Annotated in this window: 10 protein-coding genes and 1 pseudogene; 4 read left to right on the forward strand and 7 right to left on the reverse strand. The window is 69.5% G+C overall.

Going from position 1 to position 12,876, the window contains the following annotated elements:
• Positions 1 to 301 (reverse strand): annotated as a pseudogene (locus ACXJLU_RS30355) (hypothetical protein); the annotation flags it as partial.
• Between the two features lie 230 nt (positions 302 to 531).
• On the opposite strand from ACXJLU_RS30355, the gene ACXJLU_RS30360 reads away from it, so the two are divergent.
• Positions 532 to 1,974: a DHA2 family efflux MFS transporter permease subunit gene (locus ACXJLU_RS30360; RefSeq protein ID WP_457337458.1), complete on the forward strand. Its 1,443-nt coding sequence runs from the start codon at positions 532 to 534 to the stop codon at positions 1,972 to 1,974.
• A 16-nt stretch (positions 1,975 to 1,990) separates the two neighbouring features.
• On the opposite strand, the gene ACXJLU_RS30365 is transcribed toward ACXJLU_RS30360, so the two are convergent.
• The 4 genes from ACXJLU_RS30365 to ACXJLU_RS30380 all read right to left on the reverse strand — a co-directional run bounded on the left by ACXJLU_RS30365 (position 1,991) and on the right by ACXJLU_RS30380 (position 5,691).
• Positions 1,991 to 2,440, reverse strand: coding sequence for a hypothetical protein (locus ACXJLU_RS30365; protein WP_457337460.1), 450 nt, complete (start codon positions 2,438 to 2,440; stop codon positions 1,991 to 1,993).
• A gap of 125 nt (positions 2,441 to 2,565) precedes the next feature.
• Positions 2,566 to 3,906 (reverse strand): argininosuccinate synthase, encoded by a 1,341-nt coding sequence (gene argG, locus ACXJLU_RS30370; RefSeq protein ID WP_457337462.1) that lies wholly within the window; start codon positions 3,904 to 3,906, stop codon positions 2,566 to 2,568.
• Between the two features lie 133 nt (positions 3,907 to 4,039).
• Positions 4,040 to 4,633 carry an ORF6N domain-containing protein gene (locus tag ACXJLU_RS30375; RefSeq protein ID WP_457337464.1) on the reverse strand — a complete coding sequence of 198 codons (594 nt, stop codon included), beginning with the start codon at positions 4,631 to 4,633 and terminating at the stop codon, positions 4,040 to 4,042.
• A 5-nt stretch (positions 4,634 to 4,638) separates the two neighbouring features.
• On the reverse strand, positions 4,639 to 5,691 hold the full coding sequence (locus tag ACXJLU_RS30380; protein ID WP_457337466.1) for a methionine synthase: 1,053 nt from the start codon (positions 5,689 to 5,691) through the stop codon (positions 4,639 to 4,641).
• Between the two features lie 149 nt (positions 5,692 to 5,840).
• On the opposite strand from ACXJLU_RS30380, the gene ACXJLU_RS30385 reads away from it, so the two are divergent.
• The 3 genes from ACXJLU_RS30385 to ACXJLU_RS30395 all read left to right on the forward strand — a co-directional run bounded on the left by ACXJLU_RS30385 (position 5,841) and on the right by ACXJLU_RS30395 (position 9,725).
• Positions 5,841 to 8,312: a membrane-bound PQQ-dependent dehydrogenase, glucose/quinate/shikimate family gene (locus ACXJLU_RS30385; RefSeq protein ID WP_457337468.1), complete on the forward strand. Its 2,472-nt coding sequence runs from the start codon at positions 5,841 to 5,843 to the stop codon at positions 8,310 to 8,312.
• A 49-nt stretch (positions 8,313 to 8,361) separates the two neighbouring features.
• Positions 8,362 to 8,715 carry an FKBP-type peptidyl-prolyl cis-trans isomerase gene (locus ACXJLU_RS30390; RefSeq protein ID WP_457337475.1) on the forward strand — a complete coding sequence of 118 codons (354 nt, stop codon included), beginning with the start codon at positions 8,362 to 8,364 and terminating at the stop codon, positions 8,713 to 8,715.
• A gap of 83 nt (positions 8,716 to 8,798) precedes the next feature.
• On the forward strand, positions 8,799 to 9,725 hold the full coding sequence (locus ACXJLU_RS30395) for a transglutaminase family protein (RefSeq protein ID WP_457337470.1): 927 nt from the start codon (positions 8,799 to 8,801) through the stop codon (positions 9,723 to 9,725).
• 27 nt (positions 9,726 to 9,752) lie between these two features.
• Here the strand turns inward: ACXJLU_RS30395 and ACXJLU_RS30400 are convergent, their stop codons facing one another.
• Together ACXJLU_RS30400 and ACXJLU_RS30405 are read right to left on the reverse strand one after the other, a co-directional pair.
• Positions 9,753 to 10,337, reverse strand: coding sequence for a hemerythrin domain-containing protein (locus ACXJLU_RS30400; RefSeq protein WP_457337472.1), 585 nt, complete (start codon positions 10,335 to 10,337; stop codon positions 9,753 to 9,755).
• 43 nt (positions 10,338 to 10,380) lie between these two features.
• Positions 10,381 to 12,876, reverse strand: a 2,496-nt coding sequence (locus ACXJLU_RS30405) for a glycoside hydrolase family 94 protein (protein ID WP_457337473.1), incomplete at its 5' end; no start/stop codon positions are given.

Here is a 12,876-nt window from a genome sequence, read left to right on the forward strand (position 1 = left end):
GCTCGACCTTCTTGCCGTTGACCATGCCGCCGGCATCGGCGATCGCCATCTTGATGGCCTCGACGCCGGCCGGGCCGTCGATGTCGGAGTACAGGCCCGACATGTCGGTGATGAAGCCGATGCGGTACAGGCCCGCGAGCACCAGCACCAGCGCGATCAGGCCGGCGATCAGCGCGGCCGCGGCGGTGGTGGCATCCCCGAGGGGTGGCAGGCCACCCAGGCGCGCCAGCGCGATCGGCAGCAACAGCCCGAACAGGTTCAGGCAGTAACAAAGCTTGAGCAGGAACGTGGCCCGTTTCATGTGGTCTGAGTCTTCTGAAGTGAAACGCCTCCCCGGCGCATGGTCGGCGCAGTCTAGCGAGCGGGCGGGATGCCGTCGCGCACCACGCGCCCCCTCTGTTGGGGGGTTTGTCGGCCGGCTGCGACAACAGTTGTGAGCGGCGGTGTCGTCAAGCCTGCTGACGCGGCCGGGCTGGACGACCTGCCGAGGCCATGGAGAATGGCGCCTTTTCCCTCTGCCGGAGCGCCCCGATGCCCCACCGCCACCTCGACACCCGCAAGCGCTGGCTCGCCCTGGCCGTGCTGTGCCTGGGCGTGCTGATGATCGTGCTCGACACGACCATCGTGAACGTCGCGCTGCCGTCGATCCGCAGCGACCTCGGCTTCTCGGAGACTTCGCTGGTGTGGGTGGTCAACGCCTACATGCTGACCTTCGGCGGCTTCCTGCTGCTGGGCGGACGGCTCGGCGACCTGTACGGCCAGCGGCGGTTGTTCCTGCTCGGCATCGCCGGCTTCACGCTGGCCTCGCTGGGCTGCGGGCTGGCGCAGTCGCAGGGGGTGCTGATCGTCGCGCGCGCGGTGCAGGGCCTGGCCGGCGCGGTGGTGTCGGCGATCTCGCTGTCATTGATCATGAATCTCTTCACCGAGCCGGCGGAGCGTGCGAAGGCGATGGGCGTCTACGGCTTCGTCTGTGCCGGCGGCGGCAGCATCGGCGTGCTGCTCGGCGGGCTGCTGACCGGCGCGCTGAGCTGGCACTGGATCTTCCTCGTCAACCTGCCGATCGGCATCGCGGTGGCGGTGCTGTGCCTCGTGCTGCTGCCGGCCACGCCGCCGGCCGCGCATGGCGCGAAGCTCGACGTGGCGGGCGCGGCGACGATCACCATCGCGCTGATGCTGGCCGTGTACGCGATCGTCAACGGCAACGAGGCAGGCTGGCTGTCGGCGCAGACGCTCGGGCTGCTGGGTGCGGCCGTCGTGCTGCTGGGTGCGTTCTTCGCGATCGAGTCGCGCGTGGCCGAGCCGCTGGTGYCGCTGTCGCTGTTCCGGCTGCGCAATCTGTCGACGGCCAACATCGTCGGCGTGCTGTGGGCGGCCGGCATGTTCGCGTGGTTCTTCATCTCGGCGCTGTACCTGCAGCTGGTGCTGGGCTACACGCCGATGCAGGTGGGGCTCGCATTCCTGCCGTCGAACCTGATCATGGCGGCGTTCTCGCTCGGGCTGTCGGCCAAGCTGGTGATGCGCTTTGGGTTGAAGAAGCCGCTGGCCGGCGGGCTGCTGGTGGCGGCGCTCGGGCTGGCGTTGTTCGCACGCGCGCCGGTCGATGGCAACTTCTGGATCGACGTGCTGCCGAGCATGCTGCTGCTCGGCGTGGGGGCAGGCGTCGCGTTCAACCCGCTGCTGCTGGCGGCGATGAGCGAGGTGCAGCCGCAGGATTCGGGGCTCGCCTCGGGCATCGTCAACACCGCGTTCATGATGGGCGGGGCGCTCGGGCTGGCGGTGCTGGCCAGCCTGGCGGCGGCGCGCACCGGCGCGCTGGTGTCAGCGGGCGCGGACCCGAAGGACGCGCTCACCGCCGGCTACCACCTTGCGTTCCTGATCGGGGCGCTGTTCGCGGCGGGCGGCGGCTTGCTCGGGGCCGCGCGGTTCACGAAGGTCGCGGCGCCGGCCGAGGGTCATACCGCGCACGCCGCGTGAGTCACCACCTACGCGATCAACTGGTGCACTCGAGTTGCAGCGACTGGATGTGGCCGCCGACGCCGAGCTTGGTGATCAGGCCACCTTCGCGGCTGTTGGGGCCGAAGGCGATGGAGCGGTCCTTGAACATCGCGTGCTCATAGACGCGCAGCGTGGCCTTGGGGCCGGTCACCAGGCTGTCGATCTCCTTCTTGAGCTGCCGGCCGTTCATCTTGTCGGCGCTTTCGAGCGACACCGGGCCGACCAGCGTCGCGACGTCGCCCTTGAAGTTGCGGTCGCCATAGAACTGGGCCCAGCAGCCCGATTCCAGCTCGGGGGTCGAGATCTGGACGGGCACCTGCACGATGACCGGCTGCGGGCGCGTGTCGCCGGTGGCCGTCTGCAGGTTGCTCGGCGTGGAGCTGCAGCCGGCCGCGATCAGGCCGGTGAGCAGGGCCAGGGACAGGGACGTGGTGGTGCTGTTCATTCGATTCCTCGTGAAGAGATGGCGGCCCCCGAACGGGGACCGTCGCTTCACGATGATCGATGGCGCAAGGCAGAGCGTCGATCAGACGCCAGCGCCTTGCGGTGTAGGCGGGCATCACCCCACCCTCACTTGCCTGCGTCGTCCTTCAACTGCGGCAACGCGGAGCCACCCGCCGACGTCAGCAGCCCGGCCTGCGCATACACCATCAGCTTCTCGCGCGTGTCGGCGATGTCGAGGTTGCGCATCGTCAGCTGGCCGATGCGGTCCAGCGGCGAGAACGGCGCGTTCTCGACCTTCTCCATCGACAGCCGCTCCGGCGCGTAGGTCAGGTTCGGGCTCTCGGTGTTGAGGATCGAGTAGTCGTTGCCGCGGCGCAGTTCCACCGTGACCTCGCCGGTGATCGCGCGCGCCACCCAGCGCTGCGCGGTCTCGCGCAGCATGATGGCCTGCGGGTCGAACCAGCGGCCCTGGTACAGCAGGCGGCCGAGCTTCAGCCCGTTCATGCGGTACTGCTCGATCGTGTCCTCGTTGTGGATGCCGGTCACCAGGCGCTCGTAGGCGATGTGCAGCAGCGCCAGCCCCGGGGCTTCATAGATGCCGCGGCTCTTGGCCTCGATGATGCGGTTCTCGATCTGGTCGCTCATGCCCAGGCCGTGGCGCCCGCCGATGCGATTGGCTTCGAGGAACAGCTCGACCGGGCCGGCGAAGGTCTGGCCGTTCAGCGCGACCGGCCGGCCCTCTTCGAAGCGCACCGTGACTTCTTCGGCCTTGACCGCCACGTCGTCGCGCCAGAAGGCCACGCCCATGATCGGGTTGACGATGCGGATGCCGCTGTTCAGGTGCTCCAGGTCTTTCGCCTCGTGCGTGGCGCCGAGCATGTTGGAGTCGGTGGAGTAGGCCTTCTCGGCCGACATCTTGTAGCCGAAGCCGGCCTTCGTCATGAAGGCCGACATCTCGGCGCGGCCGCCCAGTTCGTCGATGAAGAGCTGGTCCAGCCAGGGCTTGTAGATCTTCAGGCTCGGGTTGGTCAGCAGGCCGTAGCGGTAGAAGCGCTCGATGTCGTTGCCCTTGAAGGTGCTGCCGTCGCCCCAGATGTTGACGTCGTCTTCCTTCATCGCCGCCACCAGCATCGTGCCGGTGACCGCGCGGCCGAGCGGCGTGGTGTTGAAGTAGGTGATGCCGGCGGTGGAGATGTGGAAGGCGCCGGCCTGCAGCGCGGCGATGCCTTCATTGGCCAGTTGCAACCGGCAGTCGACCAGGCGGGCCTTCTCGGCGCCGTACTGCATCGCCTTGCGCGGGATCTCGTCGTAGTCGGGCTCGTCGGGCTGGCCGAGGTTGGCGGTGTAGGCATAGGGCAACGCGCCCTTGAGCTTCATCCAGTGCAGCGCGGCGCTGGTGTCCAGGCCGCCGGAGAAGGCGATGCCGACTTTCTGCCCGAGGGGCAGGTTCTGGAGGATGGTGGCCATCTGGGATCTTCGAGAGGAGGAAAGGGTCCGACGAGCGGGGCGGGCCGCTATTTTCGGTCTTTTTCAGTCCAGATCCCTTGCGAGGCCGAACAGTCCAGTCACGAAGGAGCAATCCCTGCCACATCGGCCAACATCAACCCTGCGCCTTCTTGCTCTTGTCATCTGGCGTGACGAACCCGATGGGCCGCTTGGGCGGATCGGGCGGCACCATCAGCTCGCGCAGCGCGTCGAACACCTGCTTGAGCTGATTGCGGGTGTTGCGGCTGAAGGTGTCGTGGTTCATGGCAAGTACTTCGGTCTTCTCTTCCAGCTCGGCCAGCCGCTTCGCCAGGTCGCTGTGCGTAGTCGCCAGTTCGCGCATGCGCACGAAGGCTCGCACCACGTATACCGACACCTCGATGGCGCGCGGGCTGCTCAGCAGGTTCGCGGCCATGATCGCCCCGTGCTCCGTGAAGGCATAGGGCAGGTACTTGCGATGCCGACCGCGCCCGCCTGATGCTGCGTCCAAGGTCGCAAATTGCGACCTTAGACCCGCCCACTCCTCGGCGGTGAGCTGAAACATGAAGTCGGCCGGGAACTTGGCCACATTGCGCCGAACCGCCTCGTTGAAACGCTTGGTCTCGACCTCGTAAAGCGCAGCCAGATCCGAATCCAGCAGCACGCGCTGGCCGCGCACGGTAGCGATGCGCAGCGTGATGGCGTCGAGTGCGAGCAGCTGTGTGCTCATCGGTATCAATTCTGAGTCTTGACGACGACTGAGGCGCCCGCCCCGCTGCGCCTCCTCGCCAACGCCGCCCCCTCCCCCAGCGCCTTCAGCTTCGCCTCCGCCACCGCCCGGCTCATCGGCGCGAGCCCGCAGTTCGTGCACGGGATCAGCCGCTCCTTCGGCACGAACTGCAGCGCGCGGCCGATGGTGTCGGCCACTTCTTCCGGCGTCTCGATGGTGTCGCTCGCGACGTCGATCACGCCGACCATCACGTCCTTGCCGGCCAGCAGCGCCATCAGGTCCGGCGGCACATGCGAATGGATGCACTCCAGGCTCACCTGGTCGATGCGGCTCGCGGCCAGCGCCGGGAACACCTTCTCGTACTGGCGCCACTCGTCGCCCAGCGTGTTCTTCCAGTCGATGTTGGCCTGGATGCCGTAGCCGTAGCAGATGTGCACCGCGGTCGTGCAGCGCAGCCCCTCGGCCGCGCGCTCCAGCGCCTTCACGCCCCACTCGGCCGCCTCTTCCATGTAGACGTTGAAGGCCGGCTCGTCGAACTGCACGATGTCGACGCCGTCGGCCTCGAGCGCCCGCGCCTCCTGGTTCAGCAGCTCGGCGAACGCGAAGGCCATCTTCACGCGGTCGCCGTAGAAGCGGTCGGCCACGGTGTCGACGATCGTCATCGGGCCGGGCAGCGTGAACTTGATCTTGCGCTGCGTGTGCGCCCGCAGGAAGCGCGCCTCGGTCTCGTGCACCCGGCCGGTCAGGCTCAGCGGCCCGACCACCTGCGGCACCATCGCCTTGTAGCGGTCGCGCCGGATGCCCATCTCGACCTTGTGCTCGAAGTCGATGCCGGCCACGCGCTCCAGGAAGCCGTGCACGAAGTGCTGGCGCGACTGCTCGCCGTCGCCGATCACCGACAGGCCGGCGTCTTCCTGGGTCTTGATCCACAGCAGCGTCGCATCGAGCTTGGCCTGCGCGAGCGCGGCGCCCTCGGCCTGCCACGTGGGCCACAGCTTGCCGGTCTCGGCGAGCCAGGCGGGTTTCGGCAGGCTGCCGGCGAGGGTTGCTTCGAACATCGAGTCATCTCCTGTAATGCGGTGACATCCCGACAGTGCAAGGCACACCGTCCTACGCACCGCCGGGATCGCGGCCGACTGCCGGCCTGCATGCGGGCCGCTACCGTGCCCTGTGCCGGCGATTGTCCGTCGCCTTCTGGAGATTGCCCTTGCCGACTTCACCTACTCCTTCGCGTGCCGTTCCACGTGCGCTGTTCGCCCGCGTGCTCGCCGTCGTGCTGATCCTGTCCGGCCTCGCGCTCGCCGGTGGCGGCGCGTGGCTGATCGCGCTGCGCGGCAGCCCGTACTACCTCGCGGCCGGTGCCGCCGCCCTCGCGAGCGGCGTGCTGCTGTGGCGCGGCCGCAGCGCCGCGCTGTGGGTGTTCGCCGGCTGGCTGCTCGCGACGCTGGTCTGGGCGCTGTGGGAATCCGGCCTCGACTGGTGGCCGCTCGCGGCCCGGCTCGACCTGCTGTTCGTGCTCGGCGTGCTGCTGGTGACGCCGTGGGTCGCGCGTTCGCTCGGCAGCACCGGCCTGGGCAGCGCGCGCGCTGCGCTGGCCACCGTGCTGATGCTGTCCGCCGGCATCGCGGTCGCGTCGTGGACCGTCGATCGCCACGACCAGGCCGGCAGCCTGCCCGCCGCCGCGGTGGTCAGCGATGCCGCGTCGGCCGTGCCTTCGGATGAATGGCACGCCTACGGCCGCACCGGCCACGGCCAGCGCTGGTCGCCGCTGAAGCAGATCACGCCCGACAACGTCGGCAGCCTGCAGCTCGCGTGGCAGTTCCGCACCGGCGACCTGCGCGGCCGGCCCGGCGACCCGGTCGAGACCACCTACGAGGTCACGCCGCTGAAGATCGGCAACCGGCTCTACCTGTGCACGCCGCACCAGTCGGTGGTGGCGCTCGACGCGACCACCGGCCAGCAGGTCTGGCGCTACGACCCGCTGATCCAGGGCGAGCTGGCGCTGCAGCACCTGACCTGCCGCGGCCTCGGCTACCAACCGCCGCGGGCCGATGCATCCGCTGCTGCAGCCTCGGCGCCTGCCACCGAGGCCGACACCTCGCCGCAACGCGTCGGCCTGCTGGTCGCCGCGACCAGCACCGGCGCGAAGGCCATCGACCGTTGCCCCGCCAAGCTCTTCATGCCGACCGCCGATGGCCGGCTGATCGCGCTCGACCCCGAGACCGGTGCGATCTGCCGCGGCTTCGGCAGCGGCCGCGGCCAGGTCGACCTGTGGGCGCACATGCCGAATCTGAAGCCGGGCTCGTACTACTCGACCTCGCCGCCGGTCGTCACGCAGAACCTGGTGATCATCGGCGGCACCGTGCTCGACAACGTGTCGACGAAGGAGCAATCGGGCGTGATCCGCGCGTTCGACATCGAGACCGGCGCGCTGGTGTGGAACTGGGATTCCGGCAACCCCGACGCGACCGCGCCGATCGCCGCCGGTGCGAGCTACACGCCGAACTCGCCGAACAGCTGGTCGATCTCCAGCGTCGACGAGGCGCTGGGCCTGGTCTACGTGCCGATGGGCAACCAGCCGCCCGACCAGTGGGGCGGGCAGCGCAGCGCGGCGGTCGAGACCTACTCGTCGTCGGTGGTGGCGCTGGAGGTCGCGACCGGCAAGGCGCGCTGGGTGTTCCAGACGGTGCACCACGACCTCTGGGACTACGACGTGCCATCCCAGCCCAGCCTCGTCGACCTCACGGTCGGCGGCGCGACGGTGCCGGCGCTGGTGCAGCCGACCAAGCAGGGCGAGATCTTCGTGCTGGACCGCCGCACCGGCAAGCCGCTGCTGCCGGTCGAGGAGGTGGCTGCGCCGCAGGGCGCCGCGACCGGCGACCACACCGCGCCGACGCAGCCGCGCTCGGCCGTGTCGTTCGAGCCGCAGCGGCTGGAAGGCCGCCACATGTGGGGCGCGACGCTGTTCGACCAGCTCGCCTGCCGCATCGCCTTCCACCGGCTGCGCTACGACGGGCGCTTCACGCCGCCGTCCGAAGGCGGCTCGCTGATCTACCCCGGCAACTTCGGCGTCTTCAACTGGGGCAGCATCGCGGTCGACCCGGTGCGGCAGGTCGCCTTCACGACGCCGACCACGCTGGCCTTCACGTCGACGCTGGTGCCGCGGCCGGATGCGACCAGCCTGATGGTGCAAGGCAAGGGCGAGCCGCAGGGGCCGCTGCCGGCGCTGAACGAGAACTTCGGCGCGCCGTACGCGGCGAAGATGAGCGCGTTCACGTCGCCGCTGGGCATCCCGTGCCAGCAGCCGCCGTGGGGCAACGTCGCCGGCGTCGACCTGCGCACCGGGCAGGTCGCGTGGAAGCACCGCAACGGCACGGTGCGCGACCTGTCGCCGCTGCCGCTGCCGTTCCGCATGGGGGTGCCGAACATCGGCGGGCCGATGATGACGGCCGGCGGCGTGGCCTTCCTGTCGGGCACGCTGGACGACTACGTGCGCGGCTACGACGTGACCACCGGCCGCGAGCTGTGGAAGCAGCGCCTGCCGGCCGGCGGCCAGGCGACGCCGATGACGTATGCCGGCACCGATGGCCGGCAGCTGCTGCTGGTGGTGGCGGGTGGGCACGGCTCGACCGGGACGAAGGCGGGCGACTACGTGCTGGCCTATGCCCTGCCCCGATGATCCGCCCCGCGGCCGCGTTAGCATGCCGGCTTTGCGTCCCCACAAGGAAATTCCCATGCAGACGACCGCCTCCGGCCTCCAATACGAAGACACCGTGCCGGGCACCGGCGCCGAAGCACAAGCCGGCCAGCAGGTCAGCGTGCATTACACCGGCTGGCTCTACAACAACGGCGTCAAGGGCGCCAAGTTCGACAGCAGCAAGGACCGCAACGACCCGTTCGGCTTCAACCTCGGCGCCGGCATGGTGATCAAGGGCTGGGACGAAGGCGTGCAGGGCATGAAGGTCGGCGGCACGCGCGTGCTGGTGATCCCGCCGCAGCTCGGCTACGGTGCACGTGGCGCCGGCGGCGTCATTCCGCCGAACGCGACCTTGATGTTCGAAGTGGAACTGCTCGGCGTCTGAATTCGTAGCCCGGATGCCAATCCGGGAGCGGCGGTCGAAGTGAGCAACGATCCCCGGATTGGCATCCGGGCTACGACAACCCCATGACCGTCCAGTACGACATCACCCACACGACGACGTACCGCTACGCGAAGCCGGTGCGCTTCGGCGAGCACCGCGTGATGTTCCGCCCGCGCGACAGCCACGACCTGCGCGTGCTCGCGACCGACCTGAAGGTCAGCCCCGAGGCGAGCGTGCGGATGATCCAGGACCCGTACTCGAACTCGATCGCGCTGGTGCAGCCGCTCGGCGAAGCGTCCGAGCTGAGCTTCGTCTGCTCGTTCACGATCGAGCATGCAAGCAGCCACAACCTCGAGCTGCCGCTGTCGCCGTCGGCCGAGTTCTTTCCGTTCTCGTACTCGGTCGACGAGCGCTTCGACCTCGAGCACTACCTGCGCCCGCACCACGACGACCCGCACGGCAAGCTCTCCGCCTGGGCGCGCCAGTTCGTCCGCACCGACGGCCCGACCGGCACCCGCGACATGCTGGTGCGCATGAACCAGCACATCCGCGACCACTTCACCTACGCCGACCGCGACGAGGAAGGCACGCAGGACCCGCTGAAGACGCTGGCGCTCAACACCGGCAGTTGCCGTGACTTCGCGTTGCTGATGATGGAGGCGGTGCGGCGGCTGGGCGTCGCGGCCCGCTTCGTCTCGGGCTACCTCTACGACCCGGCGCTCGACCCGGCCGGCCGGCAACACGACGGTGCAGATGGTGCTGCAGACGGCCACGACACCGTGCCCACCACCGGTGCCGGCGCGACGCACGCCTGGCTGCAGGCCTACCTGCCCGGCGCGGGGTGGCTGCCGTTCGATCCCACCAACAACCTGCTCGGCGGCTCGCAGCTGGTGCGCGTCGGTGTCGCACGCGATCCGAAGCAGGCCGCGCCGATCTCGGGCAGCTGGTTCGGCGATGCCGATGCCTACATCGGCCTGCAGGTCGACGTGACGGTCACGCGGACCGGCTGACCCCGCTCCGCTCCCCCACGCGCAGCCTCAGGCGCGCGACGCCGGCCGGTGCCCATGGGCGAACGGCGGGCGACCGACCGGATCGTCGTTCTCGTTCTCGTGCGGCTCGCCACCGCTGGCCATCGCGTGGTATTCCTCCATCAGCTTGGCCTTGCGCGACGCGAGCCGCGTGCCCACGGCCTTCAGGTCGACCTTGGCCTTCTTCGCCTTCGGGAAGATCTTGCTGTGCTCTTCCTCGACGTGCGCATCGATGTGCTTGCCGAGCACGATGACCTTCGCATCGAACTGGTCGTCGGCCGGCGTCATCGCCGAGATCTCGGCGATCAGCTCGCGCGCGCTCGCATGCTCGACCTCGGCCTGGTCGACCAGCGCGTCATCGGCGATCGCGGCGCGCACCGCCGGGTAGAAGATCTCTTCCTCGATCTGGCCGTGCACCGTCAGCTCGGTGCAGATGCGCTCGGCCACCGCGCGGCGTTCGCCGTCGGTGTTGCTGCGGTCACTGAGCTGGTGGAACGCGATGAACAGCTTCTTGATCGCGATGTGGTCGGCCTTCAGCATCTCGATGGCGTCGAAGCGCGATGGCTTCGCGCGGGGGCGGGGAGCGGCTGGCATGGTGGTCTCCTTTCAATGCGGCTTCAACATGGATTGACTGCATTCAGGCGAGCGTGGCCACAACCCGGTGCCGTGCACCGTCATCGACAAATGGCACGCCGCCCTCGGGGGGAACGGGGTTCCCGTCGTGCTGCAGCGACCAGGTGCCCTGGCCCTGCTCGCGTCGCGACGGGTTGTTGACTTCGACTTCGTAGACGGTCTTGCCACGGCGCAGCGTGACGCTGAAGCCCGGCCATGCGGCCGGCACCACCGGCGCGACATGCAGCACGCCGTCGCGCACGCGCACGCCCAGCAGTTCTTCGATGCCGATGCGCCAGTACCAGCCGGCGGCGCCGGTGTACCAGGTCCAGCCACCCTTGCCGGTATGCGGCGATTCGCCGTAGATGTCGGCCGGCATCACGTAGGGCTCGACGCGGTAACGCTGCACCGCGAGCCGCGAATCGCTCTTGCCGATCGGGTTCAGCATCGCGTACAGCGGGTAGGCGCGGCCGGCATCGCCGAGGCGAGCGAAGGCCATCGCGGTCCAGACCGCCGCATGCGTGTACTGCCCGCCGTTCTCGCGGATGCCCGGCACGTAGCCCTTGATGTAGCCGGGGTCGTGCGCGGTCTTGTCGAAGCTGGGCGTGAACAGCCGGATCAGCTCCGACTCGCGGTCGATCAGCATCTCGTCGACCTTCTCCATCGCATCGCGCGCCCGCTGCGGGTCGCCGCCGCCGGCGATCACCGCCCAGCTCTGCGACAGCGAATCGATGCGGCATTCGTCGTTCGACGCCGAGCCGAGCGGCGTGCCGTCGTCGAAGTAGGCGCGGCGGTACCACTGGCCGTCCCAGGCGTTCGCGTCGACCGCGGTCATCAGCTCCTGCGACAGCAGCGTCCATTCGGAGACCAGGTCGGCGCGCTCGCGGCGCATCGCGATCGGCATGAACTCGTCGAGCACCGACTTCAGGAACCAGGCCATCCAGACGCTCTCGCCCTGGCCCTTCCAGCCGACCCGGTTCATGCCGTCGTTCCAGTCGCCGCAGCCCATCAGCGGCAGGCCGTGCACGCCGCGCCCGCGGCTCACCTGGATGGCGCGCACGCAGTGCTCGAACAGGCTCGCGCTCTCGTGCGAGACGGTCGGCTCGAAGTACTGGCTCTCCTCGTGCGGCGGCAGCTGCGGGCCCTCGAGGAAGGACACCGTCTGGTCGAGCACCGCGGCGTCGCCGGTCACCGACACGTAGTACGCCACCGCGTACGGCAGCCACAGCCGGTCGTCCGAGAAGGTGGTGCGCACGCCCTTGCCGCTCGGTGGGTGCCACCAGTGCTGCGCGTCGCCCTCGACGAACTGCTGGGCGGCCGCGCGCAGCAGGTGGTCGCGCGCGAAGCCGGGCCAGGCATGCACCAGTGCCATCACGTCCTGCAGCTGGTCGCGGAAGCCGTAGGCGCCGCCGGCCTGGTAGAAGCCGCAACGGCCGAGGCAGCGGCTGCTCAGCACCTGGTAGAGCAGCCAGCGGTTCAGCATCAGGTCGAGCGAGCGGTCGGGCGTGCGCACCTCGACGGCGCCGAGCAGCTCGTCCCACTGCGCCTTCACGTTCGCCAACGCCTGGTCGGCGTCGCGCGTGGTCATACGCACCAGCTCGTCGGCGCCGGCGAGACTCGCCGCCTGGCCGAACGAGAACACCACCACGTCGGACTCGCCCGGCTCCAGCTTCAGCTCGACCTGCATCACCCAGCACGGGTCGGGGCCGACACCGGCCGCCTGGCGCAGCGTGCGCTGCGACTCGAGCGCCTGCGGCGCGCCCAGGCCCTGGCCGATGCCGATGAACTCGGCGCGGTCGCAGGTCCAGCCGCTCACCGGGTGCGAGCTGCCGAGCCACGCGATGTCGCGCCCGAAGTCGGCGTTCATCGGGTTGCGGGCGTACAGCGTGGTGGTCGCGTTGCGCCCGGCCCAGGTCGACAGCAGGTCGACCTTGCCGCTGCGGTTGTCGCCCAGGCACAGGTTGACGTAGAGCGTCAGCGTGATCGTGCGGCGGCGCGCGCTGCGGTTGGCCACGCGCAGGCGCATCAGCTTGGCCGGCCGGTCCCACGCGACGAAGTGCGTCAGCTCCGATTCGATCCCCTCGGCCTGCGTCGTGAAGCGGCTGTAGCCCGCCCCGTGCGCGCATTCGTGCGTCGCGCCGGGCGCGCTGCGCGGCTGCGCGGTCGGCGTCCAGTAGGCGCCGGTCGCGCGGTCCTGCAGGTAGAGGATTTCCGACGACGGGTCGACCAGCGCATCGTTGGACCACGGCGTCAGCTGGTTCTCGCGCGCATTGATGCGCCAGGTGAAGGCCGAGCCGCTCTCGGACACCAGCGTGCCGATCTGCGGACTCGCCATCACGTTGACCCACGGTGCCGGCGTCATGCGGCCCGGCGGCAGCACGATGCGGTACTCCTTGCCGTCGGGCGTGAAGCCGCCGGTGCCGTTGAAGAACTGCAGCTCCGCGGTGGCGGTCGGCTCGGCCGGTGCCCCGCCCTGCGCCAGCGGCGCGCGCAACGGCATCGCCTGCGGCAGCGGCAGCAC

Source organism: Rhizobacter sp. P5_C2 (genome assembly GCF_054049715.1).